The following is a 24047-nucleotide window of genomic DNA, read 5'->3' on the forward strand; positions in this document are numbered from 1 at the left end:
CAATGGGTTCCCTCACCCCAACATTAAAAAGGTTGAATATGCTCGCATTTTCTTCACGGCAGCGCATGCATGCGCTTTTCTGGTTATCGCTGTTTCACCTGCTGGTGATCACCTCCAGTAACTACCTGGTCCAGTTGCCAATCTCCATCTTTGGCTTCCACACCACCTGGGGTGCGTTCAGCTTCCCGTTTATCTTCCTGGCGACCGATCTCACCGTGCGTATTTTTGGCGCACCGCTGGCCCGACGCATTATTCTGGCCGTGATGATCCCGGCGCTGTTTATCTCTTACGGTGTCTCGGCGCTGTTCTATCAGGGGGAATGGCAGGGCTGGCAGGCACTGGAAGTGATGAACCTGTTTGTTGCCCGTATCGCCTGCGCCAGCTTTATGGCTTATGCGCTGGGTCAGATCCTCGACGTTCATGTCTTCAACCGTCTGCGTCGTCTGCCTCAGTGGTGGATAGCACCCGGCTGTGCCATGTTCCTGGGGAATATCAGCGATACGCTGGCCTTCTTCTTTATCGCCTTCTATAAAAGTCCCGATGCGTTTATGGCGCAGCACTGGGTCGAGATTGCCCTGGTAGATTACAGCTTCAAAGTGCTGATCTGCATGGTCTTCTTCCTGCCCGCCTACGGCGTACTGCTCAATGCCGCGCTGAAACGTCTGGCTGAACGCCAGACCACCCGCCAGGTCAATTTCGGCTGAGCCTGGTTTATCAGGCGTTATTGTTGCAGGCAGTCTGGACACGGACAGCGCGGAACAACCGGAGCGTACACGTAGTACGTGAGGATTGTGAGCACTGCCCATGTTCAGAATGACAAATAAAATAGTCTGATTGGCCAGGCTCTAATAGCCCATACGGTTTCCACTATTTTCCGCTAAGATCTTCTGACAATCATCAGGTTGCGTTTGCAACCTGATTCCTGTTGTATTAATGCCTGACTGGAAACTTAAAAAAGGGATTCTGATGCGCAACCTGGTGAAATATGTAGGAATGGGGTTACTGGTACTTGGCCTGGCGGCCTGTGACCAGAAGAAAGATGAAGCGGCGAACGACAATGGCGTCAGCGCCAGTCAGTCGGCGCAGACCGTCACGCTGATGGATGGCAAACTGAGCTTCTCACTGCCACCAGGCATGTCAGATAAAAGCGGTAAACTGGGTTCGCAGACCACGAACATGCACGTTTATGCGGATGAAACCGGTGCCCGCGCCATTATTGTGATTGCCGGTGACCCGACCAGTGATGGGCTGGATGTGCTGTCGAAGCGCATGGAACAGCAGCAGCGTAACCGCGACCCGCAGCTGCAGGTGGTGTCGAACAAATCTGTGACGCTGAAGGATCAGCCCGCACAGCAGCTGGATACCGTGATTTCTGCCAACAACCAGACCTCATGGTCTTCTGTGGTTCTGGCAAAAGTGGATGGCAAGCTGGTGACGCTGCAAATTACGCTGCCAGGCGATAATCAGCAGCAGGCGCAGAGCGATGCTGACAGCATTGTGAAAAGCATTACGCTGAAGTAAAACAGCTGAAGTAAAACACAAGGCTGGCATCCCACCGGGAAGCCAGCCTCAGACTGCTGACAAACCCACATCAGGGTGAGTCTGGCAGCAATGAATAAGCTCAATGCGCAGGGAACACGGTCAGAGGAGGAAAGCGTCCCGCGGCAGGGACGGCGCGGGCCGAGCATGCCATGGATGGCGGTTTTTGCGTCTTTCCGATCTGACCGTGTTCCCTTCGCAGGCTCGGTCTTACCGCTACCGAGCTGGACTTTGTCAAAAATCTCAAGGCTGGCATCCCACCGGGAAGCCAGCCTTTGTTCAGAGCACGTTATAACCCTGCATTTTCCCGGATATATTTCCGCGCTTTCACCGCATACTCAAACGGATTGGCCAGTGCCGGATCCTGCTCCGCTTCCACCACCATCCAGCCTTTGTAGCCGTAATCGTCCAGGATTTTAAACACCGGCTTAAAGTCGATCACACCATCGCCCGGCACGGTAAAGGTGCCCTTTTTCACCCCTTCCAGGAACGAGAGATGATTCTCGCGTACGTCGGCGACCACCTCATCACGCACATCTTTAAGATGTACATGGAAGATGCGCGGCAGATATTTTTCCAGTACCGCCAGCATCTTCTGCTGGGAGCCTTCGGAGTAGTAGACGTGGCCGGTGTCATAGAGCAAACCGACCTGCTCGTCGGTCATCGCCATAAACCGGTCGATCTCTTCCGTGGTCTGAATACCAGTGCCCATGTGGTGGTGCAGCGTCACGCGCATCCCCTTCTCTGCTGCGATGCGGGCCAGTTCGTTATAGCCCTCTGCGGTTAACCGCCACTCTTCATCGCTGAAAATCGCTTTCTCTTCGAATACCGCCAGCGTGGTGCCCTGAATACTTTTACTCTGCTCAGAACAGCCAATCACCCGTGCGCCCATCGCATGCAGGAAGTTCATGTGCTCGATGAACTGTTCAATGGTTTTCTCTTTGTCGCCATTAGCGAAAAAGGTGCTGAACCAGGCGTTGCAGATTTCGATGCCGCGAATGTCAAGCATCGGTTTCAGAATCGCCGGATCGCGCGGGTATTTACTGCCCACTTCGCTGCCGGTAAAGCCCGCCAGCGCCATCTCACTGACGGTCTGCTGGAAGGTGTTCTCACTGCCGAGATCCGGCATGTCATCGTTGGTCCAGCCGATCGGCGCGATCGCCAGTTTTACGTTCTCTTTGTTCATCTTCTTATTCCCAGGCGGAGAGCGGCAAAGCCGCATAGAGGGCTGATCAGTTATAGAAAGCAGGACGCGGCGGCATCTCTACCGGCTCAATCGCACCACTGCTCTGTGCTTTGATGCAGGCATCGGCGGCCACCGAGGCAGCAAAGCCATCCCAGGCAGAAGGACCGGTAAGCTGACCCGCTTTGATGTCGTTGATAAACGCCTGCAGCTCAACGTCATACGCTTCGATAAAGCGATCTTTCCAGTCCACCAGAATGGTATTCGACAGGCGGGCATCCTTGCGCAGCTGCACCGAAGAAGGCTCTGGCAGGCGGGCAATGCCCTCTTCACCGACCACTTCACACTGAATGTCATAGCCATAAGCGCAGTTAACGAAGATCTCGACGTCGATGCGAACCCCTTTGTGGGTTTCGAACAGGACGATCTGCGGGTCTTTCAGCTGACCATGGGTCTTCGACGTCACGCGCGGGAAGATCACCTGCACCGTTTTATAGTCGTCACTGGTCAGCCAGCGCAGCACATCCAGCTCGTGGATCAGGGTATTCGTGATCGCCATCGGCGTGGTGTAGCTCTCTGGCACGGTCGGGTTACGGTGTGCGCAGTGCAGCATCAGCGGCTCACCGATATCGCCATCGGTGATCACTTTTTTCAGGGCGCGATAGCCCGCATCGTACGGACGCATAAAGCCAACCTGCACCAGGCGTTTACCCGCCTGAATCTCTGCATCCACCACCCGGCGGCAGCCCTCGGCGCTCATCGCCAGCGGCTTCTCACAAAAGACCGGTTTACCGGCGGCAATCGCCGCTAAGGTGAACTCTTCGTGGGTCGGATCCCATGAGGTGACCAGCACCGCATCGACGTTGGGAGAGTGAATCACATCGTGACCATTTTCAAACACCTCCGCCTCAATGTTAAGGCGTTGCAGTGCAGCCCGCGCGCCGTCGACATTGATGTCAGAGACGGCAACCACCTGAGCCCCCTGCAGCACATGACTGCAGCGGCGAATATGTTCCTGACCAATTGCACCTGTACCGATGACGCCAAGTTTCAAAGTCATAATTACACCTGTGTAGGGTTCGTACGGAGAAGAGGAAAACGGGCCGCAGCACGGCCCGGAAATCAGTATTTGCGCGCCTGATCCAGATGGCTGTTGAGCTTGTCCGCCACCGCCTGAGCGCGTTCGGTTTTCGACGCCTGCGCCACGCCGACGTGCCACCAGCTGAAATATTTGTGGATCATGGTTTTTGGCAGCACTTTGATGTCGATAAGGGTGGAAACCGTCTGGGTGCGGGCATCTTCCAGCGCCGCTTTAAGCTGTTCCAGGCTGGTAACGCGATAAGTTTTGCAGCCATAACCGGCAGCAATGGCCGCGAAGTCGACCGGGATAAAGCCACCGTCCAGCCTGCCGCTTTCCGCGTTACGGAAACGGAACTCGGTGGTGAAGCTGTCCATACCGTGTTCCATCTGCAGGTTGTTGATACAGCCGTTAGTCATGTTATCCAGCAGCACGACGTTGATCTTCGCCCCTTCCTGAATCGAGGTGACCAGTTCAGAGTGCAGCATCATAAAGGAGCCGTCGCCGACCAGCGCATAGACCTCGCGTTGCGGCTGCGCCAGTTTTGCCCCCAGCGCGGCATTGACTTCATAGCCCATGCAGGAGTAGCCATATTCGACGTGGTAGGCGTTGTAATCTTTGGTGCGCCAGACGCGCTGCAGGTCGCCCGGCAGGCTGCCTGCGGCGGCTACCACGACCGCATCTTTCGGCAGTTGCTCGTTTAAGGTGCCGAGCACGCTGCTTTGCGTCAGCAGTGACTGAGTCAGGCGGTTAAATTCAGCGAACACCGCTTCGCGGTCGAGATGGTCAGCAATCTCCGGCACAAAGTCGCCATCGTGATATTCCACCTGATAGACGCGCTGCGTCTCTTTCAGCAGCTGGCTCTGCGCCTGCTCAATCTGGTTGCCCCAGTCATTGCTGTAGTGCTGTGAGGCCAGCGCAGCGGTGAGCGCGGTCAGCCCTTCACGGGCATCGGCCAGCAGCTGCACGCCATCAAGCTTGTAACTGTCGAAGTTGCTGACGTTGATGTTCAGGAAGCTGACATCGGGATGCTGGAAAATCCATTTGGATGCGGTGGTGAAGTCGGTGTAGCGGGTGCCGATGCCGATGACTAAATCGGCCTCTTTCGCCAGCAGGTTAGCGGCCAGACAGCCGGTTTCGCCTACGCCGCCGACATTCAGCGGATGGTCAGAGACCAGCGTGCCCTTGCCCGCCTGCGTCTCGGCAAAGGGGATCTGATAGCGCTCGGCAAACTGGCGCAGCGCCTCGCCCGCTTCAGAGTATTTCACTCCGCCGCCACAGATAATTATCGGCTTGCGCTTACGGTTAATCAGCGTCAGAGCATCCGCCAGCTGCGCCGCGACCGGCAGGCGGCGATCCAGACGGTGCACGCGTTTCTGGAAGAAGTAGTCAGGGTAATCCCAGGCTTCGCCCTGCACATCCTGCGGCAGCGACAGCGTGACTGCGCCGGTTTCGGCCGGATCGGTCAGCACGCGCATGGCATTAATACAGGCGGACATCAGCTGCTCAGGGCGGCTGACGCGATCCCAGTATTTGCTGACGGCGCGGAAGGCGTCGTTGGTGCTGATGCTGAGATCGTAGCTCTGCTCAATCTGTTGCAGCACCGGGTCGGGCTGACGGGTGGCGAAGACGTCGCCAGGCAGCAGCAGCAGAGGAATGCGGTTAGCGGTCGCAGTGGCGGCGGCAGTAATCATGTTGGCCGCACCCGGTCCTACAGACGAACTGCAGGCGATAATCTGACGGCGCAGCGACTGACGGGCAAAGCCAGTGGCAGCATGGGCCATGCCTTGCTCATTACGCCCCTGCCAGACCACCAGATCGCCGCTATCCTGTTCCAGCGCCTGGCCCAGCCCCAGCACGTTGCCATGGCCGAAAATCGCGAAGATGCCTTTGACGAACTTCGTCTCAGTGCCATCAACATCGATGAATTGATTATCAAGAAATTTAACCAGCGCCTGTGCCGTGGTCAGTCTGATTGTGCCCATGTTTCTTCCTTACATGCTGGTGGACCCCGACTTCCGCGACAGCGCGCCAGGCGTTGTCATTGGCGGAAAAGCGGCCGGAATAACTGAAACGTGAGGCGATTATAAACAAATATATTTTTCATAAAATACGATTACAGAAGAAACATTTCATTTTGCGAGTGAGATCAAATTTAATGATGGCAACAGGGCTGGCGGGCGATCACGACGGGGAAATCTGGAACGTTTAGCAGAGAGTCATTCAGGATGAAAAAATTCATTTCAACGCAGCAGCTTGCCTGACTGGTGTACGAATTCCTGCGATCCCCCTCACAACCCTGACATACCGTACATCCTGGCAGTGGAGACCACGCAGGCGGGTGGCAATCAGGAGTTTTACCTGGTTCACAAAATTGCGATGGATATTTCATTTCATATTGAATATGGAATTTTTATTCCTCATACTCCCCTCATAGCCAGTCAGATACCCACAGACCCGGAAGCAGAGCCTGCCTGGATCGGTCTTTTCGCCCGCCAGCTCTGCGAATCACAGAAGGAAACCACAGGTATGAGTACACAACAGAAGCCGCTTGATGTGATTTGTATCGGGCGCATCGCCGTTGATTTTTATGGCCAGCAGATTGGAGCACGGCTGGAAGATGTCACCTCTTTTGCTAAATATCTCGGCGGATCGTCGGGCAACGTCGCTTATGGCACCGCGATTCAGGGGCTGAAATCGGCGATGCTGGCGCGGGTGGGGGATGAGCATAATGGTCGCTTTCTGCGTGAGGAATTACAGCGCGTAGGCTGTAACACCGATGCCCTGATCACCGATGCAAAACGCCTGACTGGCATGGTGATCCTGGGGATTAAAGATGAAGAGACTTTTCCGCTGATTTTCTACCGTGATAACTGTGCTGATATGGGCCTGGTGCCGGACGATATCGACGAAGCCTTTATTACTTCGGCCCGCGCGGTAGCGGTCACCGGCACGCACTTATCCCATCCGCAGACCCGTGAAGCGGTGCTGAAAGCGCTGGATATCGCCCGCCGCAATGGCCTGCGCACGGCGCTGGATATTGATTACCGCCCGGTGTTGTGGGGACTGACCTCTCTGGGCGATGGTGAAACGCGTTTCATTGAGTCCTCTCAGGTCACGCAGCAGTTACAGGAAGTGGTGCACTATTTCGATTTGATCGTCGGCACCGAAGAGGAGTTTCATATTGCCGGTGGCAGCACCGATACCCTGACTGCGCTGAAGAACGTGCGTCAGGCGAGCCAGGCGACGCTGGTCTGCAAACGCGGTCCGCTGGGTTGTGTGGTGTTTGAAGGTGAAATTCCGGATAGCTGGGAACAGACTCAGCTGCACACTGGCGTACGCGTCGACGTGCTCAACGTGCTGGGCGCGGGCGATGCCTTCATGTCTGGCCTGCTGCGCGGCTGGCTGAATGATGAAGGCTGGGAGCAGGCGTGCCGTTATGCCAATGCCTGTGGCGCGCTGGTCGTGTCGCGCCACGGCTGTGCCCCTGCCATGCCAACCAAAGCGGAGCTGGATGATTTCCTGAGCCGCGACACAGAGGTGAAACGTCCCGATCTCGACAGTCGTCTGAACCATCTGCACCGTGTGACCACCCGTAAGCAGCAGTGGCCGGAGCTGAACGTGTTCGCCTTTGACCATCGCAAACAACTGGCCGATATGGCGCAGGAAGCGGGCGTTGATGAGAGCCGTATTCCACAGCTTAAACTGCTGCTGCTGGAAGCTGCTCAGCAGGCGGCCAGTGAGGCGGGATTAGAGAACAAAAGCGGCATTCTGGCGGATACCACCTATGGTCAGAAAGCCCTGAATGCCATCACGGGTAAGAAGTGGTGGATTGGCCGCCCGATCGAGCTACCCAGCTCACGTCCACTGCGACTGGAGCATGGCAATATCGGCTCGCAGCTAATCGACTGGCCCGCCGAACATGTCGTGAAATGTCTGATCTTCTATCATCCGCATGACAGTGCTGAACTGCGCAAAGAGCAGGATGATCTGGTGCTCGACGTCTGGAAAGGCTGTAACAAAAGTGGCCATGAGCTGCTGCTGGAAGTGATTCTTCCCGAGAGCAATCCGGATAAGAATGAAGCCTATTACCTTGATATATTGAGCCATTTCTACAGTCTGGGTATTCAGCCGGACTGGTGGAAACTGCCTCCGCTATCCGCAGAGAGCTGGCAGGCGATCAGTCGTCTGATTGAGGAGCAGGATCCTCACTGTCGCGGCATTCTGTTGCTGGGTCTGGATGCGCCCGAAGAGAAGCTTAAAGCGGGCTTCGCTGCGGCGGCCAACGCGCCATGGGTGAAAGGTTTTGCGGTGGGTCGCACCATCTTTGGTCAGCCTTCGCGCCAGTGGTTGCAGGGTGAACTGGACGATCAGGCGCTGATTGAGACCGTAAAAGGCAACTATCTGCGGCTGATTGCGTACTGGCGCGCTGCCCGCGCGTGATTTGCTGCTCTGCCAAAGGCTGTCTCAACCGCGATGGCCTCAGACTGCTGACTCACTCAAATCAGGGTGAATGTTGCAGCAACGAATAAGCTCAACGCGCAGGTAACACGGTCAGAAGAGGAAAGCGTCCCGCCGCCCGGAAAAAAACGCCGGGAGCGTTTTTGAACAACGCGAAGCGTTGGCCCGGCAACGGGCGCACCTCATGGATGAGGTGTGTAATCGCGCGGGCCGAGCGGCCATGGATGGCTTGAGCGACTTTCCGATCTGACCGTGTTACCTGAGCCTGTGCGGACTCATAGCAGGCAGAGACAGACTTTTTAGTAATATCATGCCATCCCAACCGGGATGGCGTTTTACTGGTTACCCCTCTCCCCTTCTGTCATTTCATCCCGTTTTTCACCCTGTCATTGCCCGCCTGGGCGCGCTAAAGCCAATCTGTGAACCATTTCATAAAGCCATGAAATAAACCGCATCGTTGACGCAAACAAATGAAATTTTCCATCCATCTGATACTATAGCGCTCATTATGCAGCCATTATTCTAATGATACGGGCAGAAGTGATGAACAATAATCCCACCCAACTTTCTCTCTTGCAGGACGATATTCGTCGCCGCTATGAAACGCTGAGCAAGCGTCTTAAACAGGTTGCGCGCTACATCCTTGATAACAGTAACAGTATTGCTTTCGACACCGTCGCCTCGATTGCCCAACAGGCCGATGTGCCGCCGTCGACGCTGATCCGTTTTGCAAATGCGTTTGGCTTCAGCGGCTTCAACGAAATGAAACAGGTTTTTCGTCAGCACCTGATGGAAGAGACGGTCAACTATACCGAGCGCGCACGTCTGTTCCGTCAGACCTCAACGGACGACAGCGCCAGTGCGCCTGAGAGCCCGGCGGAGATCCTCAACGTCTTTACCATGGTGAACAGCCAGGCGCTGCAGCAGCTGGCGATGCAGGTGAATCCTGAACAGCTGAACAAAGCAGTGAAACTGCTGAATGAGGCTGAGAACATCTATGTAATTGGCCTGCGTCGCTCGTTCAGCGTCGCCTCCTATCTGGTCTACGCGCTGCGCCATCTGGAGCGGCGTGCTTTTCTGATCGATGGTCTGGGCGGGATGTTTACCGAGCAGCTCAGTCTGGTTAACCCGAAAGATGTGGTGATTGCGATCAGCTACTCGCCCTATGCGCGTGAAGCGGTCGAGGTCGTCGAAATGGGGGCCAAGCGTGGCGCGCATCAGATCGCCATTACCGATAGCCAGGTCAGCCCGCTGGCTGCCTTCAGCGATGTCTGCTTTGTGGTACGCGAAGCGCAGGTCGATGGCTTCCGTTCGCAGGTCGCCTCACTCTGCCTGGCACAGACGCTGGCGGTGTCACTGGCGCTAAACAACGCCAAAACGTCCTGAGTTGCAAACAACAAAAAGGGCAGCCCGATTGGCTGCCCTTTATTACAGGCATTCGCGGATAAAACCGCTGAGCCTTATTCTGTTCGTGGATAGCTGTCGCTGTTCACCCAGGCGTGATCTTTTTCCCAGCTGAATTTCCACAACCGTACCGGCCCTGCCATCACGTTCAGATAGTAGTTGTTGTAGCCCGCCAGCGTCGCCACCGGATGATAGCCGCGCGGCACCATCACGACGTCGCGATTATAGGGTGCCATACAGGCATCCAGTGAGCGGTCGTCGGTGTAGACGCGCTGCATCGCAAAGCCAGGTTCCGGATCGAAACGGTGATAGTAGGTCTCTTCCAGGTAGGTTTCGTTTTCACTCTCCTCCTGATCATGCTTGTGGCTGGGATAGGAGCTGGTATCGCCTTCATTGGTATAAACCTCCACCACCAGCAGGCTGTCAGCAGGTTCAGTATCAGGCAGGATATTATGCACCAGACGCTGGTTGCGCCCTTTTCCGCGATGCTCAACGCCGACATCGGCTGGCGCAATCAGTCTTGCAGGCAAATTGCCCTGACCGGGCGCGTTACAGACGGCCAGCTCAAGATCGCTGTCAGCATAAACTTCCACTTCATCGTCATGCGGCACATACACGGAATACGGCGGCACGCGTTCGAAAGGCGACATGCGCTTACCGATCCCGGGAAACTCAGCATGGCGTGTTTTCACCGAGGCCAGCCCGGCCACCAGCACCAGACACAGCTCTTTATCACCGCTGGTCAGGCGCAGGGTTTCCCCTTTTTTCAGCAGATAAGCATCAAAACCAACATAACGCCAGCCAGCGCGCTCAGGCGTCACATGCTGGATACGCCCCTGTGCGTCAGGGGCCTGTGCTTTCGACAGTAAAGACATCCTGATCCTCCTCTCTGTCACGATTGACGCTGCGTCAGGCTCGCGGGCGAGGTGCCAGCGAACAAAGCGACCGGCAGACTCTCCTGCCGGTCGCGATCAGCGTTGAAATAGATCAGCCTAAGGTTGGCATACTGAATTCAGACACGGTCTGCTGACCGGACGGCCAGCGCACGGTGGCGGTTTTCATACGGGTATAGAAGCGCACCCCATCCGGCCCGTGAACATTGAGCGCGCCAAACACCGAACGTTTCCAGCCACCGAAGCTGTGGAATGCCATCGGCACCGGAACCGGCACGTTAACACCGACCATGCCCGCTTCAACGTTCTGCACAAACTCACGCGCGGTGTGACCGTTGCTGGTGAAAATGGCGCTGCCGTTACCAAACTCATGGCTGTTGACCAGTTGCAGCGCGCTGTCGTAGTCCGGTGCGCGCATGATGCTCAGCACTGGCCCAAAAATCTCTTCACGCCAGATCACCATGTCAGAGGTGACGTTATCAAACAGCGTGCCGCCAACGTAGTAACCTTCGGCGTGACCCGCAACCTGCACGTTACGGCCATCAACCACCAGCTTCGCGCCTTCCTGCTCGCCTTTGTCGATGTAACCCAGCACCTTCTTCTGGTGTGCGGCTGAGACAACCGGTCCCATCTCATTTTCATCGGCACCCTGATTGATTCCCGGGCCAATACGCAGCGCTTTCACCAGCGGCGTCAGACGGGCAATCAGCTTGTCAGCAGTGTCATCGCCCACCGCGACAACAACCGGCAGCGCCATGCAGCGTTCACCGGCCGAGCCAAACGCACCGCCCATAATCGCGTTAACGGTGGCATCCAGATCGGCATCCGGCATAACGATAGCGTGGTTTTTCGCCGCGCCAAACGCCTGCACCCGCTTGCCGTGGGCGCTGGCGGTTTTATAGATATGCTCAGCCACGCCGGATGAGCCGACGAAGCTCACCGCAGCGATGCGCGGATCTTTATAGAGCTGCTCAGCATCTTCGTTAGAGCTGTGAACCACGTTGAATACGCCATCCGGCAGACCCGCTTCCGTCAGCAGCTCGGCCATGCGCACGGCCGCAGAGGGATCCAGCGCCGGTGGTTTCAGAACAAAGGTATTACCGCAGGCCAGGGCGATCGGGAACATCCACAGCGGCACCATTGCGGGGAAGTTAAACGGCGTAATGCCTGCCACGACGCCAACCGGCTGCATCAGCGAAAAGCTGTCAACGCCGCCGCCGACGTTCGGGGAATATTCACCTTTAAGCAGATGGGGAATACCGCAGGCAAACTCAATGACTTCAATGCCGCGCGTCAGTTCCCCTAACGCATCAGACCAGACTTTGCCATGCTCAGAGACAATCAGCGCCGCCATCTCATCACGATGCTGCTCCATCAGGGCTTTAAAGTTGAACAGAACGCGGGCGCGACGCAGCGGCGAGGTTTTTGACCAGGCAGCAAATGCGTCATGCGCGACACCAATCGCCTGGGCCACTTCATCAGCGGTACTTTGCGTCAGTTCACGTACCACTTTGCCGGTTGCCGGATCGTAAACAGGAATGGTTTCGTTGCTGGCGCTGAACGTCGTTTTACCGCCAATAAAGTTACCTATGATTGTCATGATGTTGCCTCTTAAGATGGTTAAGTTCCCTGCAGACGGACCCTGTGGCCTGCCACACTGCCTGACCAGGCAAACCTGAAAGCGTGCTATGAAGCTATTACAGTGGAATAAATTTTTCAAATAGTTCTTTTTGGAAAATTTGCTTTTAGCGGCACGGATCGCATTTTTGCCGCTTTCCAGCGTTTGAAAACGTCCCGATGGCCGGAGGCGTTTACTCGCGCTCAGCCTTAGCCTGACAGGGGAACAGCAGAGGCGGATAGAGCGGGTATCCCTGCGAAGTTGATCCAATGTTTATGCATCAGACTGAAACGGAATATGAAATTAATGCGAGACCGATCTAATAATTTGCATTTCATAATTCACTATTAATGAAATAAATGTTTTCTTTAGTCCATCCTTCTCCTGTCCCGGAGTCAGCGCATGGCCATCGATCCCACCCGTTTCTGTATCAACCGCAAAATTGCGCCCCGGCTCTCGCTGGAGGCCTTCTTTCAGCTGGTTCAGCGTCTGGGGCTGAGCAAGGTCGAACTGCGTAATGACATGCCGGGCGGCAGCGTCACCGATGATCTCAGCACCGATCAGCTGCGCGCCCTGGCCGATAAGTATCACATCGATATCGTCACGATTAATGCGCTCTATCCCTTTAACCGCATTGATGACGCGCTGCTGACGCGGGCCGAGTCGCTGTTACAGACAGCACAACAGATCGGCGCAAAGGCACTGGTGATGTGTCCACTGAATGAGGGGATGACCGTGTCGCCTCAGCAGACGCAGGCGGCGATGCAGGCGCTGGTGCCGCGCTTTGCCCACTATGGCATTCAGGGGCTGGTAGAACCGCTGGGGTTTCCGGTCAGCTCACTGCGTTCGATCGTACAGGCGCAGGAATTGATCGCAGAGGCAGGCGTGCCCTTCAGGCTGCTACTGGATACCTTTCATCATCATCTCTATGAACAGGCTGAACAGGAATTTCCGGCAGGTATCGATATTGACCAGATTGGGCTGGTGCATCTTTCAGGCGTGGAAGATCGGCGTCCGACTGCCGAACTGACCGACGACGAACGGATCATGTTGAGTGACAACGATGTGCTGAAGAGCGTGGTGCAGGTTAAACGGCTGGAAATGCTCGGCTACAAGGGCGTCTACGCCTTTGAGCCGTTCTCCGGTCAGCTCAACAGCTGGACCCCGGCGGAGATTGAGCGCCAGATTCGCCACAGTATTGAACTGCTGCAGGCCTGAAGCCTGTTGCAGCCATAATTTATACGTTTATCTGTGTCTGAAAAGACGTTATGGCCCGCTGCTGGGCCATTTTTTTTATCCTGACGAATCCCCGGTTACGGGCTCTGAAGCCTGACGCCGCTGCAAACGCAGCGTGCAGAAAAACGCGATACAGACCAGCAATCCCGTGAGCAGATAGACGCGTGAAACATCTGCATAATTCATGATGAATCCGGCCAGCGGCCCGGTTACTCCCAGCGACAGATCCATAAAAGCGGTGTAGGTCGCCAGGGCGCTGCCCTGATTCTGCTGCGGCACCACCTTAACCGCCACCACGCCGAGTGCCGGAAACACCAGTGAAAACCCGGCACCGGTCAGAAACGCGCCCGCTTTTGCCATCCAGGGATCACCCGCTGCGGCGACCAGAAAGAGTCCGGCAGCCTCAACCGCCAGACAAACGCTGGCGACCCGAAGGCCACCGTGGCGGTTAATCGCATTCGGGAACAGCAGGCGCGCTCCGACGAAAGCACCGCTGAACAGGGAGAGCGCAAAGGCGGCCCCTTCCCAGCCTTTATCCTGATAGAACAGCGTGATAAAGGTGGCAATCACGCCGAAACCTGCCGATCCCATCGCCAGAATTGCGCCAAAGCCAGCAATTTTCCCCAGTACCGCCCGAAACGGCAGCGGTCTGGCGCGGCTGGCTTTTACCGCCGGACGCGGGACCGCGCAGACGATGCCGACCACGCAGATGGTCACAATCACCAGTGACAGCCACAACAGCCCACCCGCCCGGAAGATCACTACGCCCAGCGGCGCGCCTATCGCCATCGCACCATAGGTGACGATACCGTTCCAGGAAATCACGCGGCCAATGTGCAGTGACCCCACCCGCGCCACCCCCCACAACGAGGTGCCGGTGCCAGTAAAGCTCTGACCTACCCCCAGAATTAACCGGCCCACGCAGAGCAGTATCAGGCTCCCCAGCGGGGATGCGATCAGCGCCGCCAGCAGAATACACAACCCGCTAATCAGACAGCCCACCAGACCGGTCACCACCACTTTCTTTGGTCCCCAGAGATCGGCATAGCGCCCGGCATGTGGCCGGCTCAGCAGCGTCGCCACATATTGCAGACTGATCACTACGCCCGCCCAGAATGCGCTGAAGCCCAGCTGGTCATGCACCCAGCCAGGCAGGACCGCCAGCGGCAGACCAATGGTGAGATAGCTGGCAAAGTTGTAGGCGACGATAGAGAGGATGAGCAGCGAGATATTCAGGCTTCCGGATGGGGCGTTCTGTTCCGCTGCAGGCTGTTCAGGCATAGGTTCTCGCGCGTAGTTGGCTGAATGATAAGGTTTATCCTTTAACTATACCCGCTTTCGCCACTGGCGCATCACACTGGCACGGTTATCGGGCAGGAGAAAGCGGCGCAAAAACAGGAACAGCAGGAGGTCACAGCCCTGCCGTCATAGCTGAGTGCGATGGCGCTGATTATCTCGCTGTTATGCCGCCGCGCTTTACCGTTTCTCTGATAAATCAGATTGTTAATTTTCTTTCAGCTACACTTCCAACAGCCAGATTACGTCACGGGAGAGGCAATGAGCGAGCTGCAACGGGAAAAGATCGGACAAAACATTCTGATAAAACTGGCGATGCTGGTCATCATTCTTGCCGGGGTTCGGGCCGCGTCCGATATTCTGGTCCCGCTTCTGCTGGCGGCGTTCTTTGCCATTGTGCTCAACCCGCTGGTGACGATGCTGATGCGTCGTGGCTTCCGCCGTGGGCTGGCGATTGGACTGGTCATTACCGTGATCTTCTGCGGTATTCTGCTGCTGGGTGCCATCATCGCCAGCTCAATGAGTGAGTTTTCTGACCTTTACCCGCAACTGCGCGCCACCATGGAGCAGAAAATGACGGTGCTGCAACATCTGGCGGCGGGCTTTCATCTCAATATTTCTACCAACGCGCTGGTACAGCGTTTCGACCCGAATACCATGATGAACCTGGCGAGCGTGGCGCTCAGCGGCTTTTCGGGTGCGATGACCAATACCGTGCTGCTGGTGCTGACCGTGGTCTTTATGCTGTTTGAGGTTCATCACCTGCCTTACAAAATGCGTAATGCGCTGGTAAATCCCAAAATTCGCATCGCCGGGCTGCATAAGGCGCTGAAAGGCGTGACGCACTATCTGGCGCTGAAAACCCTGGTGAGTCTCATCACCGGCATCGCTGTCTGGCTGAGTCTCTATCTGCTGGATGTAAAGTTCGCGCTGCTGTGGGGTGTCGTGGCATTTATCCTCAACTATATTCCGAATATCGGCCCGATAATTGCCGGCATTCCGCCCTTCCTGCAGGCGCTGTTACTGAACAGCCTGTTTGATGCCGCGATGGTGGCAGCGCTGTTTACTGCGATTCATATGGTATTCGGCAACATGCTGGAACCGCGCCTGATGGGGCGCGGCCTGGGCTTATCAACGCTGGTGGTGTTCCTGTCACTGGTCTTCTGGGGCTGGCTGCTCGGACCGGTTGGCATGCTGCTCTCGGTGCCGCTGACCAGCATCACCAAAATCCTGATGGAGACAACGCCGGGCGGCAGCCGTCTGGCGATTATGCTGGGCACCGGACGACCTAAACGCGTTCGGGGATTAACCAAGTAGCCGCTGCTGGACGTGCTGCAGATGGCTCTCCATCGCCTGGCGAGCCGCGGCTTCATCGCCCGCCACAATCGCGTCGGCGATCTGCTGATGGTCAGCGTTCATCGCCTGCGCGAAGCTGTTATCGGCATAATGGCGTTCCAGCCGCTGCACGTGTGGGCTGTGACGCCGGTTCCAGAGCTGCTCCAGCAGGTCGCGTAACACGTCATTGCCACTCATTTCGCCGATCAGCAGGTGGAAGCGCTTGTCCTGCTCCAGAAACGCCGCGTCGTTTTCATTGTACTGCTGCAGTTCAGCGGTCAGCGCCAGCAGTGCCTCCCGCTGTCCGGCGGTGCCGTGACGGGCGGCAAATCCTGCCAGCATGCCTTCAAAGGCTTCACGCGCCTGCAAAAGGTCCTGCAGGCTGCAGGTTTCACTCTCCTGCGGGATTGCGGCCTGCGGCAGCGGCTGAGCGACGTAAACACCGTTGCCGGTACGGATATCGACCCAGCCGGTCATCTCCAGCGCAATCAATGCTTCACGCACTGACGAACGGCTGACACCCAGCTGTTTTGCCAGCTCGCGTTCGGGTGGCAGCAGGCCTCCCGCCACAAAATCACCGCGCGTGATGCCGGCCATAATAGCGTTTGCGATCTGACGGTACAGGCGCTCCGTTTTGATAACTGGCAGGCTCATTACCTTCTCCTTTATTCCGCATAAACCGCTCACTTGCCGGATACAGTTTGTCATGCTGCGATCCGGATCACGGCCCTGTTTTGCTCACTATCATACTCTTGGCCCAGCGGCCTGACCACTGGGCCACATCACAGTTGAGGAGTAAAAATGGAACATACATGGCGATGGTACGGCCCGAACGACCCGGTCTCCCTGGATGATGCCCGTCAGGCGGGCGCAACCGGTATTGTGACGGCGCTGCACCATATCCCTAACGGCGAAGTGTGGCCGGTTGAGGAGATTAAAGCGCGTCAGGCGCTGCTGGCGGAAAAAGGTCTGGTCTGGTCGGTTGTGGAGAGCATTCCGGTTCATGAGGCGATCAAAACCCAGCGCGGTGACTACCTTCGCTATATCGCCAGCTATCAGCAGTCGATACGCAATCTGGCCGCCTGCGGCATTGATACCGTCTGCTACAACTTCATGCCGGTGCTGGACTGGACGCGCACCGATCTCGCCTGGACGCTGCCGGATGGCGCAAAAGCGCTACGCTTCGACGCCGATGCTTTCGCCGCCTTCGAACTTTATCTGCTGCAGCGTCCGGGTGCGGAACAGGATTACAGCGCGGCTGAACAGCAGGCTGCCGCTCAGCGCTTTGCCGCCATGAGCGCTGAAGATAAAAGCACGCTGGTGCGCAATATTATCGCCGGTCTGCCTGGTGCTGAAGAGGGCTATACGCTGGAGCAGTTCCAGGCACAGCTGGCGCAGTATGACGGCATCGACAAAGCAACACTACGCGAGCATATGGCGACCTTCCTGCGCGCCATTGTGCCGGTTGCCGAAGAGGTGGGTATTAAACTGGCGGTGCATCCGGACGATCCACCGCGCCCGATTCTGGGCCTGCCACGCATTATCTCTACCCAGGAAGATATGCAGTGGCTGAAGGAAACCGTGGACAGTCTGCACAATGGTTTCTGTTTCTGTACGGGTTCCTATGGCGTGCGTACCGACAATGCGCTGGTTGAGATGGCGGAAACCTATGCCGACCGCATTAACTTTGTCCACCTGCGCGCCACAAAACGCGAGGATAACCCCAACAGCTTCCATGAAGCCGCGCACCTGGCGGGCGACGTCGATATGGTCGGTGTCATCAGGGTCATTCTGGCGGAAGAGCAGCGCCGTCGCCAGGCAGGCAATCCGCGAGCGATTCCGATGCGCCCCGATCATGGCCATCAGATGCTGGATGATCTGCATAAGCATACCAATCCCGGCTATTCTGCCATTGGCCGGCTGAAAGGACTGGCTGAACTGCGTGGCGTTGAAGTGGCGCTGAAACAGATCTATTTTGCTGAGTGAGAAACACATTTACCCTGCGCCCGCTCTCAGGCGGGCCAGGGTCTCCCCTGGCTCCCGCAGTGATTCGCCCTTTTGCCGCGCCTGTCGCTCCTTCTCATCAGATTTTTTTGCTGAATGCCAATGAAGGCAAAACAACCTGTCATTAAATGCAAAGTCTGGTCGATAATTGACCTGAATCAGTTCAGCTGATGGCAAAAACGCTAATCTGCACCGCCCGGAGAAATGCTATGCTGCGCCACTGATTAGCCCCTCCATATAATACCAATAATATCCAGAGGATTTAGCGGTGCCGCTACTGAAACGAAAACGCGACTACGCCAGGCTGGTGATTATTATCTCCGGCGTGCTGCCTCTGATTATTGGCATTTTTTTCACCGCCCTTGATGCGCGACACACCGTGCGGCAGCAGCAGGTGAGCGCAGCAAACACCCTGTTATCTCAGGCCGAGAGAATGAGCGACAGCGCGTGGAATATGATCACTGAGCTGCGCCAGTTTCAGCATCAGTCATGCAGCCAGATTGAAAACCAGTTGCAGCGCATCGGTTCGCTGAATCCCTATTTTCGCGCCGTCGGTAAGATGGAAGAAAACAGAATTGCCTGCTCTTCAGCCTATGGTACAAAGCCTGGTTCTCTGAGCGATATGATCATGCGTGACGCGCCGGTCACCGGAAAAGCGTGGTGGAGCCTGTCGATTGCAGGAACCGCGGGAGTACCGGATCGTCCGGCAGTGATTTTTATGCGCGATCTGCCCGATGGTGAGGGGTTCTGGGCTGTGATTGATGGCCAGTATCTGATCGATTTTATGCGCGCCATCAGCAGTACCCATCTCTATCATTTCAGCATGGAGTTTAACAACGGCGCGCCGATCTCGTTTGGCGATCCGCAAATCGCTCTGTCCGGCTGGTTTCAACCGTTGATTTATCAGGCCAGCTCCAGTCGATATCCGCTCTCTGTCACCCTTATTGCCTCACCCTCTGAGCTGATCTCGGCCTGGCGTCAGGTGATGTTGATCATCATGCCGGTGGCGATAATTTTCTCTATTCTGCTAATGATGCTGATGGCGAACTGGCTGCAACGGCGTATCTCCTGGCGCGATGAGATTCGACGGGCCATCGCCAGCGGCCAGTTCAGAGCGCACTATCAGCCCGTCTATGACAACCGGCAGCAGCGCTGTAGCGGCGCAGAAGCGCTGCTGCGCTGGACAACACCGGACGGTAACGGCATCCGGCCCGATATTTTTATCGGTGCCGCTGAAGCGGAAGGCATGATTGTGCCGCTGACCCGTCATCTGCTCGATTTAATTGCAGAGGATGTGCAGGCGTGGCAGGTTGAGCCAGGCTTTCATCTGGCTATCAACGTGGCGGCCGATCATCTGCAGCATCCGGATTTTGTCGACGATATGCTGCACTTTGCTGACCGGGTTAAAGATAAGCAGTTCCTGATTACGCTGGAGCTGACCGAGCGCAGCCTGATCAAAGACGGCGTTGAGGTGGCACGCAAACTGGAGCAGCTGCGCGGTTGCGGAATGAAAGTCGCGATTGATGATTTTGGTACCGGTCACTGTTCGCTGAGTTATTTACAGACCTTCACGATGGATTATCTGAAGATCGATCGCGGCTTTATCAACGCGATTGAATCGCTGGAGGGCAGAACACCGGTGCTGGATGCAATCATTCAGCTCAGTCATGAGCTTGAGCTTGAAGTCCTGGGGGAAGGCGTCGAGAGCGCATTGCAGTTCAGCTATCTGCAACGACGCGGCGTAGTCTTTATCCAGGGCTATTATTATGCCCGCCCGATGGACAACGCGGCGTTGATCACCTGGCTCGCCAGACAGGGCGAACAGCCGGTTAAAGCGAATCACGCCTCTGAGACTCATCAGACCGTCAGCCTCTGAACCGCACCTGAACTTAACAGGCTCACCACGCAATATCGGCGTCTGAGCCTCTTTGTTAAGCCGCCGGGCTTACTGCCATCCTGCACTGTAAAGCGCCCCCCCTGCGGCGTCGGTATCGCCGCTCATCACCCTCAATCTGCTGAAAAAAACGCCGGTCGTCACGCAGCGTGATAATTTTTTTGCGCAGCTAATTAGCCGTATCAGTGGTAAAAATAGCCTGTATGTAGCCCAAACATGACAGATATCACACAAAAACGGTATACTCTGTCGCTGTTCGCAATAATCACAACAGTAATTATTGTGTCAGTGGGCGCGTAAACCGCGCTTATTTGAAGCTATGCTTAAATTTCTCAACGCAGCGGTCTGATGACTCACCGCGGCTCGCGCCGTTGAGGACTTTCGTGTTCCATTACAGGGTAATTCTATGAAATTGCGTAGGAAGCGTGTAAAACCAATTGGGATCGATGATGTGACCATCATCGATGATGCCCGTTTACGTAAAGCCATCACCGCGGCCTCTTTGGGGAACGCGATGGAGTGGTTCGACTTCGGTGTTTATGGCTTTGTGGCCTATGCACTGGGTAAGGTTTTCTTCCCGGATGCATCACCAGGTGTGCAGATGATCGCCGCGCTGGGTACCTTCTCTGTCCCCTTCCTGATCCGTCCGCTGGGTGGTCTGTTCTTCGGTATGCTGGGCGACAAATATGGTCGTCAGAAAATTCTCTCTATCACCATCATCATCATGTCGGTTAGTACGTTCTGTATCGGCCTGATACCCTCCTATGCCTCCATCGGCATCTGGGCACCGATTCTGCTGCTGTTAGCCAAGATGGCGCAGGGCTTCTCGGTAGGCGGTGAATATACCGGCGCGTCTATCTTTGTGGCCGAATATTCGCCTGACCGTAAACGCGGCTTTATGGGCAGCTGGCTCGACTTTGGTTCGATTGCGGGCTTCGTGCTCGGCGCGGGCCTGGTCGTGCTGATTTCCTCTATTATCGGGGAAGCGAACTTCCTTGAGTGGGGCTGGCGTCTGCCGTTCTTCGTCGCGCTGCCGCTGGGCATTATCGGTCTTTACCTGCGTCATGCGCTGGAAGAGACGCCGGCATTCCAGCAGCACGTGGACAAACTGGAACAGGGCGACCGTGAAGGTCTGCAGGATGGTCCGCAGGTTTCATTTAAAGAGATTGCGACCAAACACTGGCGCAGCCTGCTCTCCTGTATCGGTCTGGTTATCGCCACGAACGTCACCTACTACATGTTGCTGACGTACATGCCGAGCTACCTGTCGCACAACCTGCATTACAGCGAAGATCACGGCGTGATGATTATCATCGCCATCATGATTGGTATGCTGTTTGTTCAGCCGATGATCGGCATGATGAGTGACCGTTTCGGCCGCCGTCCGTTTGTCATCATCGGCAGTATCGCCCTGCTGGTCTTCGCGATTCCCGCCTTCATGATGATCAACAGTGGCGTGCTGGGCCTGATTTTTGCCGGTCTGCTGCTGATGGCGGTGATCCTCAACGCCTTTACCGGTGTGATGGCCTCCTCACTGCCTGCGATGTTCCCGACGCACATCCGCTACAGTGCGCTGGCGAGTGCGTTTAACATCTCGGTACTGGTTGCCGGTCTGACGCCAACGCTGGCCGCCTGGCTGGTAGAAACCACCAACAACCTCTACATGCCAGCCTACTATCTGATGGTGGTCGCGGTGATTGGTCTGATTACCGGCCTGTTCATGAAAGAGACGGCGAACAAGCCACTGAAAGGTGCCACGCCAGCCGCCTCAGACATGGAAGAAGCGCGCGAAATCCTGCAGGAGCATCACGATAACATCGAGCACAAAATCGAAGATATCGACGAAGAGATTGCCCGCCTGGAAGCGAAACGTAAAAATCTGGTGCAGCAGCATCCGGATATCAACGAGTAATCGTTCTGCTCTCCCGCCGGGCGGCGGGAGAGTTCTTTTCCCCTCTTATTACCGCACACAAACCTTCATGCCTCGCAGACAAAGAGAGTAAACTGTAGCCACTTTTTTCACCTGCGTAAGAATGAAAATGTCTGATTATTCCCTTATCCAGCGCCCAAGACGATTGCGCGCCAGCGCTTCAATGCGTGAAATGTTTCAGGAGTCTTCCCTGAGCCTGAACGATCTGGCTCTGCCTATTTTTGTTGAGGAAGAAGTCGACGATTACAAAGCGATTCAGGCGATGCCTGGCGTGATGCGTATTCCGGAAAAACGCCTTGCTTATGAGATTGAGCGTATCGCCAAAGCGGGCATTCGCTCGGTGATGACCTTTGGTATTTCGCACCATACCGACGCGACCGGCAGCGATGCCTGGAACGAAAACGGTCTGGTGGCACGCATGTCCCGCATCTGCAAAGACACCGTGCCGGAAATGATCGTGATGTCTGACACCTGCTTCTGCGAATACACCAGCCACGGTCACTGTGGCGTGCTCTGCGATCATGGCGTCGATAACGATGCAACCCTGGCCAATCTGGGTAAGCAGGCGGTGGTTGCCGCCGCAGCCGGTGCGGATTTCATTGCCCCGTCAGCAGCGATGGATGGTCAGGTTGAGGCGATTCGCCGGGCACTGGACGCGGCGGGCTTTACCCAGACCGCCATCATGTCCTACTCCACCAAATTCGCTTCATCGTTTTACGGCCCGTTCCGTGAAGCCGCCGGCACGGCGCTGAAAGGCGACCGTAAAACCTACCAGATGAACCCGATGAACCGTCGTGAAGCGATCCGTGAATCGCTGCTTGATGCGGCCCAGGGCGCGGATTCATTAATGGTGAAGCCGGCAGGTGCCTATCTGGATATCCTGCGCGACATTCGTGAACGCACCGAACTGCCGCTGGCGGCGTATCAGGTGAGTGGCGAATACGCGATGATCAAATTTGCCGCGCAGGCCGGTGCCATTGATGAGCGCAATGTGGTGCTGGAAAGTCTGGGTGCGATTAAACGCGCCGGTGCGGACCTGATTTTCAGCTATTTCGCCCTTGATCTCGCAGAACAAAAAGTGCTCTGATCCCCTCCTCATAAAGAGCGTGGTTGCTATGTCACGCTCTTCTTCTTCGCCGTAAGGCAAACACCAGAACCTGGCTTCAGCTAAAACAATAAAGGTCTCTGAGATGAAAGCACCTGAAATTCCTGCCGACGAGGCACAACGTTTATCGCAGTTGCGTGCGCTGAACATAATGAACACGCCAGCGGAGGAGCGGTTTGATCGTTTAACCCGCCTGGCGCGCCGCCTGTATGACGTTCCTATCGCATTAGTCAGCCTGCTGGAAGCTGACCATCAGTGGTTTAAATCCGCTCAGGGCTATGAACCTAAAGGATCGCCCCGCAACATCTCATTTTGCGGCCACGCCATTCTTCAGGATGAGATCATGATCGTTGAAGATGCGCAAAAAGATGCGCGTTTTTATGATAATCCGCTGGTGACCGGCGAGCCGCACATTCGCTTTTATGCCGGCTGTCCACTGCGTGCGCCGGGCGGTGCCAAAATGGGCACGCTCTGTATTATTGGCCGTGAACCGCGCCAGTTTACTGAAGAGGATCAGGCCACCATGCGTGACCTGGCCGCGATGGCTGAAGCGGAACTGGTCGCCTTTCAGACCGCCACCTGTGATGAGCTGACCCAGATTACCAATCGCCGCGGCTTTATGACGCTGGGGCAGATGGTACTGAATGAGTGCCTGATGAAAAACCGGCCCGCCTGCCTGACCTTTCTCGATCTCGACAAGTTTAAGCAGATTAACGACACGCTAGGCCACCGTGAAGGCGACCGCGCGCTGATGGACTTTGCCGATGCGATGAAGGTGGTGTTTAAACACTCCGATCTGTTTGCCCGTCTGGGCGGCGACGAGTTCGTGGTGCTGTTTAACGGCCTGCAGCAGCAGCAGAGCGAAGCATTGCTCGCACAGTTTGACCGTTATCTGCAACAGCAGTCAGTCAGCCTGAATCGTCGTTACCGCCTGCAATTCTCGTCCGGCGTGGTGGAGTTTGACGCGGCGCATCCACAGTCGCTGGAGCAGTTGCTGCACGACAGCGATAAGCAGATGTACCTCAGGAAAAAGCAGAAACGCGTAGCGGTTTGAGATCAGGCACCACAGCG

General features: G+C 56.1%; 18 protein-coding genes. 11 read left to right on the forward strand and 7 right to left on the reverse strand.

From position 1 onward, the window contains the following. Positions 1-38 precede the first annotated feature (38 nt). Both F3I20_RS11215 and F3I20_RS11220 read left to right on the forward strand, forming a co-directional pair. Entirely contained in the window at positions 39-704 is a 666-nt protein-coding gene (locus tag F3I20_RS11215) for a 7-cyano-7-deazaguanine/7-aminomethyl-7-deazaguanine transporter (RefSeq protein ID WP_150037554.1), read from the forward strand. A 262-nt stretch (positions 705-966) separates the two neighbouring features. Next, entirely contained in the window at positions 967-1521 is a 555-nt protein-coding gene (locus tag F3I20_RS11220; protein WP_033734745.1) for a DcrB family lipoprotein, read from the forward strand. A 307-nt stretch (positions 1522-1828) separates the two neighbouring features. On the opposite strand, the gene iolE is transcribed toward F3I20_RS11220, so the two are convergent. The 3 genes from iolE to iolD all read right to left on the reverse strand — a co-directional run bounded on the left by iolE (position 1829) and on the right by iolD (position 5785). Next, positions 1829-2725, reverse strand: coding sequence for a myo-inosose-2 dehydratase (gene iolE, locus F3I20_RS11225; RefSeq protein WP_150011190.1), 897 nt, complete (start codon positions 2723-2725; stop codon positions 1829-1831). 46 nt (positions 2726-2771) lie between these two features. Continuing rightward, entirely contained in the window at positions 2772-3782 is a 1011-nt protein-coding gene (iolG, locus tag F3I20_RS11230; RefSeq protein WP_150037555.1) for a bifunctional inositol 2-dehydrogenase/D-chiro-inositol 1-dehydrogenase, read from the reverse strand. Positions 3783-3844: 62 nt separating this feature from the next. Beyond that, positions 3845-5785, reverse strand: coding sequence for a 3D-(3,5/4)-trihydroxycyclohexane-1,2-dione acylhydrolase (decyclizing) (gene iolD, locus F3I20_RS11235; protein ID WP_098052131.1), 1941 nt, complete (start codon positions 5783-5785; stop codon positions 3845-3847). 544 nt (positions 5786-6329) lie between these two features. Here iolD and F3I20_RS11240 point away from each other — a divergent pair. Both F3I20_RS11240 and F3I20_RS11245 read left to right on the forward strand, forming a co-directional pair. After that, positions 6330-8243, forward strand: a complete 1914-nt coding sequence (locus F3I20_RS11240) for a bifunctional 5-dehydro-2-deoxygluconokinase/5-dehydro-2-deoxyphosphogluconate aldolase (RefSeq protein ID WP_150037556.1) — start codon at positions 6330-6332, stop codon at positions 8241-8243. Positions 8244-8804: 561 nt separating this feature from the next. Continuing rightward, complete coding sequence (locus F3I20_RS11245; RefSeq protein ID WP_010253340.1) at positions 8805-9647, forward strand: MurR/RpiR family transcriptional regulator; 843 nt, start codon at positions 8805-8807, stop codon at positions 9645-9647. Positions 9648-9721: 74 nt separating this feature from the next. On the opposite strand, the gene iolB is transcribed toward F3I20_RS11245, so the two are convergent. Together iolB and F3I20_RS11255 are read right to left on the reverse strand one after the other, a co-directional pair. Continuing rightward, a complete protein-coding gene (iolB, locus tag F3I20_RS11250; RefSeq protein ID WP_150011198.1) occupies positions 9722-10540 on the reverse strand; it encodes a 5-deoxy-glucuronate isomerase in 819 nt (272 codons plus the stop codon). Positions 10541-10652: 112 nt separating this feature from the next. Beyond that, positions 10653-12158, reverse strand: coding sequence for a CoA-acylating methylmalonate-semialdehyde dehydrogenase (locus tag F3I20_RS11255; protein WP_150037557.1), 1506 nt, complete (start codon positions 12156-12158; stop codon positions 10653-10655). A gap of 420 nt (positions 12159-12578) precedes the next feature. Between F3I20_RS11255 and F3I20_RS11260 the strand changes: the two genes are divergently transcribed. Further along, positions 12579-13394 (forward strand): TIM barrel protein, encoded by an 816-nt coding sequence (locus tag F3I20_RS11260; protein ID WP_150011203.1) that lies wholly within the window; start codon positions 12579-12581, stop codon positions 13392-13394. A gap of 75 nt (positions 13395-13469) precedes the next feature. On the opposite strand, the gene F3I20_RS11265 is transcribed toward F3I20_RS11260, so the two are convergent. Continuing rightward, a complete protein-coding gene (locus F3I20_RS11265) occupies positions 13470-14693 on the reverse strand; it encodes an MFS transporter (protein ID WP_150011205.1) in 1224 nt (407 codons plus the stop codon). 276 nt (positions 14694-14969) lie between these two features. On the opposite strand from F3I20_RS11265, the gene F3I20_RS11270 reads away from it, so the two are divergent. Further along, the gene (locus F3I20_RS11270) at positions 14970-16025 is read left to right on the forward strand and encodes an AI-2E family transporter (RefSeq protein WP_150011207.1); all 1056 of its coding nucleotides are present in this window, start codon (positions 14970-14972) and stop codon (positions 16023-16025) included. Here F3I20_RS11270 and F3I20_RS11275 read toward each other — a convergent pair. Beyond that, positions 16014-16697 (reverse strand): FadR/GntR family transcriptional regulator, encoded by a 684-nt coding sequence (locus F3I20_RS11275; protein WP_150037558.1) that lies wholly within the window; start codon positions 16695-16697, stop codon positions 16014-16016. The genes F3I20_RS11270 and F3I20_RS11275 overlap by 12 nt on opposite strands. A gap of 147 nt (positions 16698-16844) precedes the next feature. Between F3I20_RS11275 and uxuA the strand changes: the two genes are divergently transcribed. The 5 genes from uxuA (at position 16845) to F3I20_RS11300 (ending at position 24030) form a co-directional block, all read left to right on the forward strand. Further along, on the forward strand, positions 16845-18029 hold the full coding sequence (gene uxuA / locus F3I20_RS11280) for a mannonate dehydratase (protein ID WP_150037559.1): 1185 nt from the start codon (positions 16845-16847) through the stop codon (positions 18027-18029). A 286-nt stretch (positions 18030-18315) separates the two neighbouring features. Then, a complete protein-coding gene (locus tag F3I20_RS11285; RefSeq protein WP_150037560.1) occupies positions 18316-19923 on the forward strand; it encodes an EAL domain-containing protein in 1608 nt (535 codons plus the stop codon). 424 nt (positions 19924-20347) lie between these two features. After that, the gene (gene proP, locus F3I20_RS11290) at positions 20348-21853 is read left to right on the forward strand and encodes a glycine betaine/L-proline transporter ProP (protein ID WP_150037561.1); all 1506 of its coding nucleotides are present in this window, start codon (positions 20348-20350) and stop codon (positions 21851-21853) included. A 127-nt stretch (positions 21854-21980) separates the two neighbouring features. Beyond that, a complete protein-coding gene (hemB, locus tag F3I20_RS11295; RefSeq protein WP_033734324.1) occupies positions 21981-22958 on the forward strand; it encodes a porphobilinogen synthase in 978 nt (325 codons plus the stop codon). Between the two features lie 103 nt (positions 22959-23061). Beyond that, positions 23062-24030: a GGDEF domain-containing protein gene (locus F3I20_RS11300; RefSeq protein WP_150011217.1), complete on the forward strand. Its 969-nt coding sequence runs from the start codon at positions 23062-23064 to the stop codon at positions 24028-24030. Positions 24031-24047: the final 17 nt, after the last annotated feature.

The organism is Candidatus Pantoea gossypiicola (genome assembly GCF_008632075.1).
In the GTDB taxonomy this organism is placed as follows: Bacteria; Pseudomonadota; Gammaproteobacteria; order Enterobacterales; family Enterobacteriaceae; genus Pantoea; species Pantoea gossypiicola.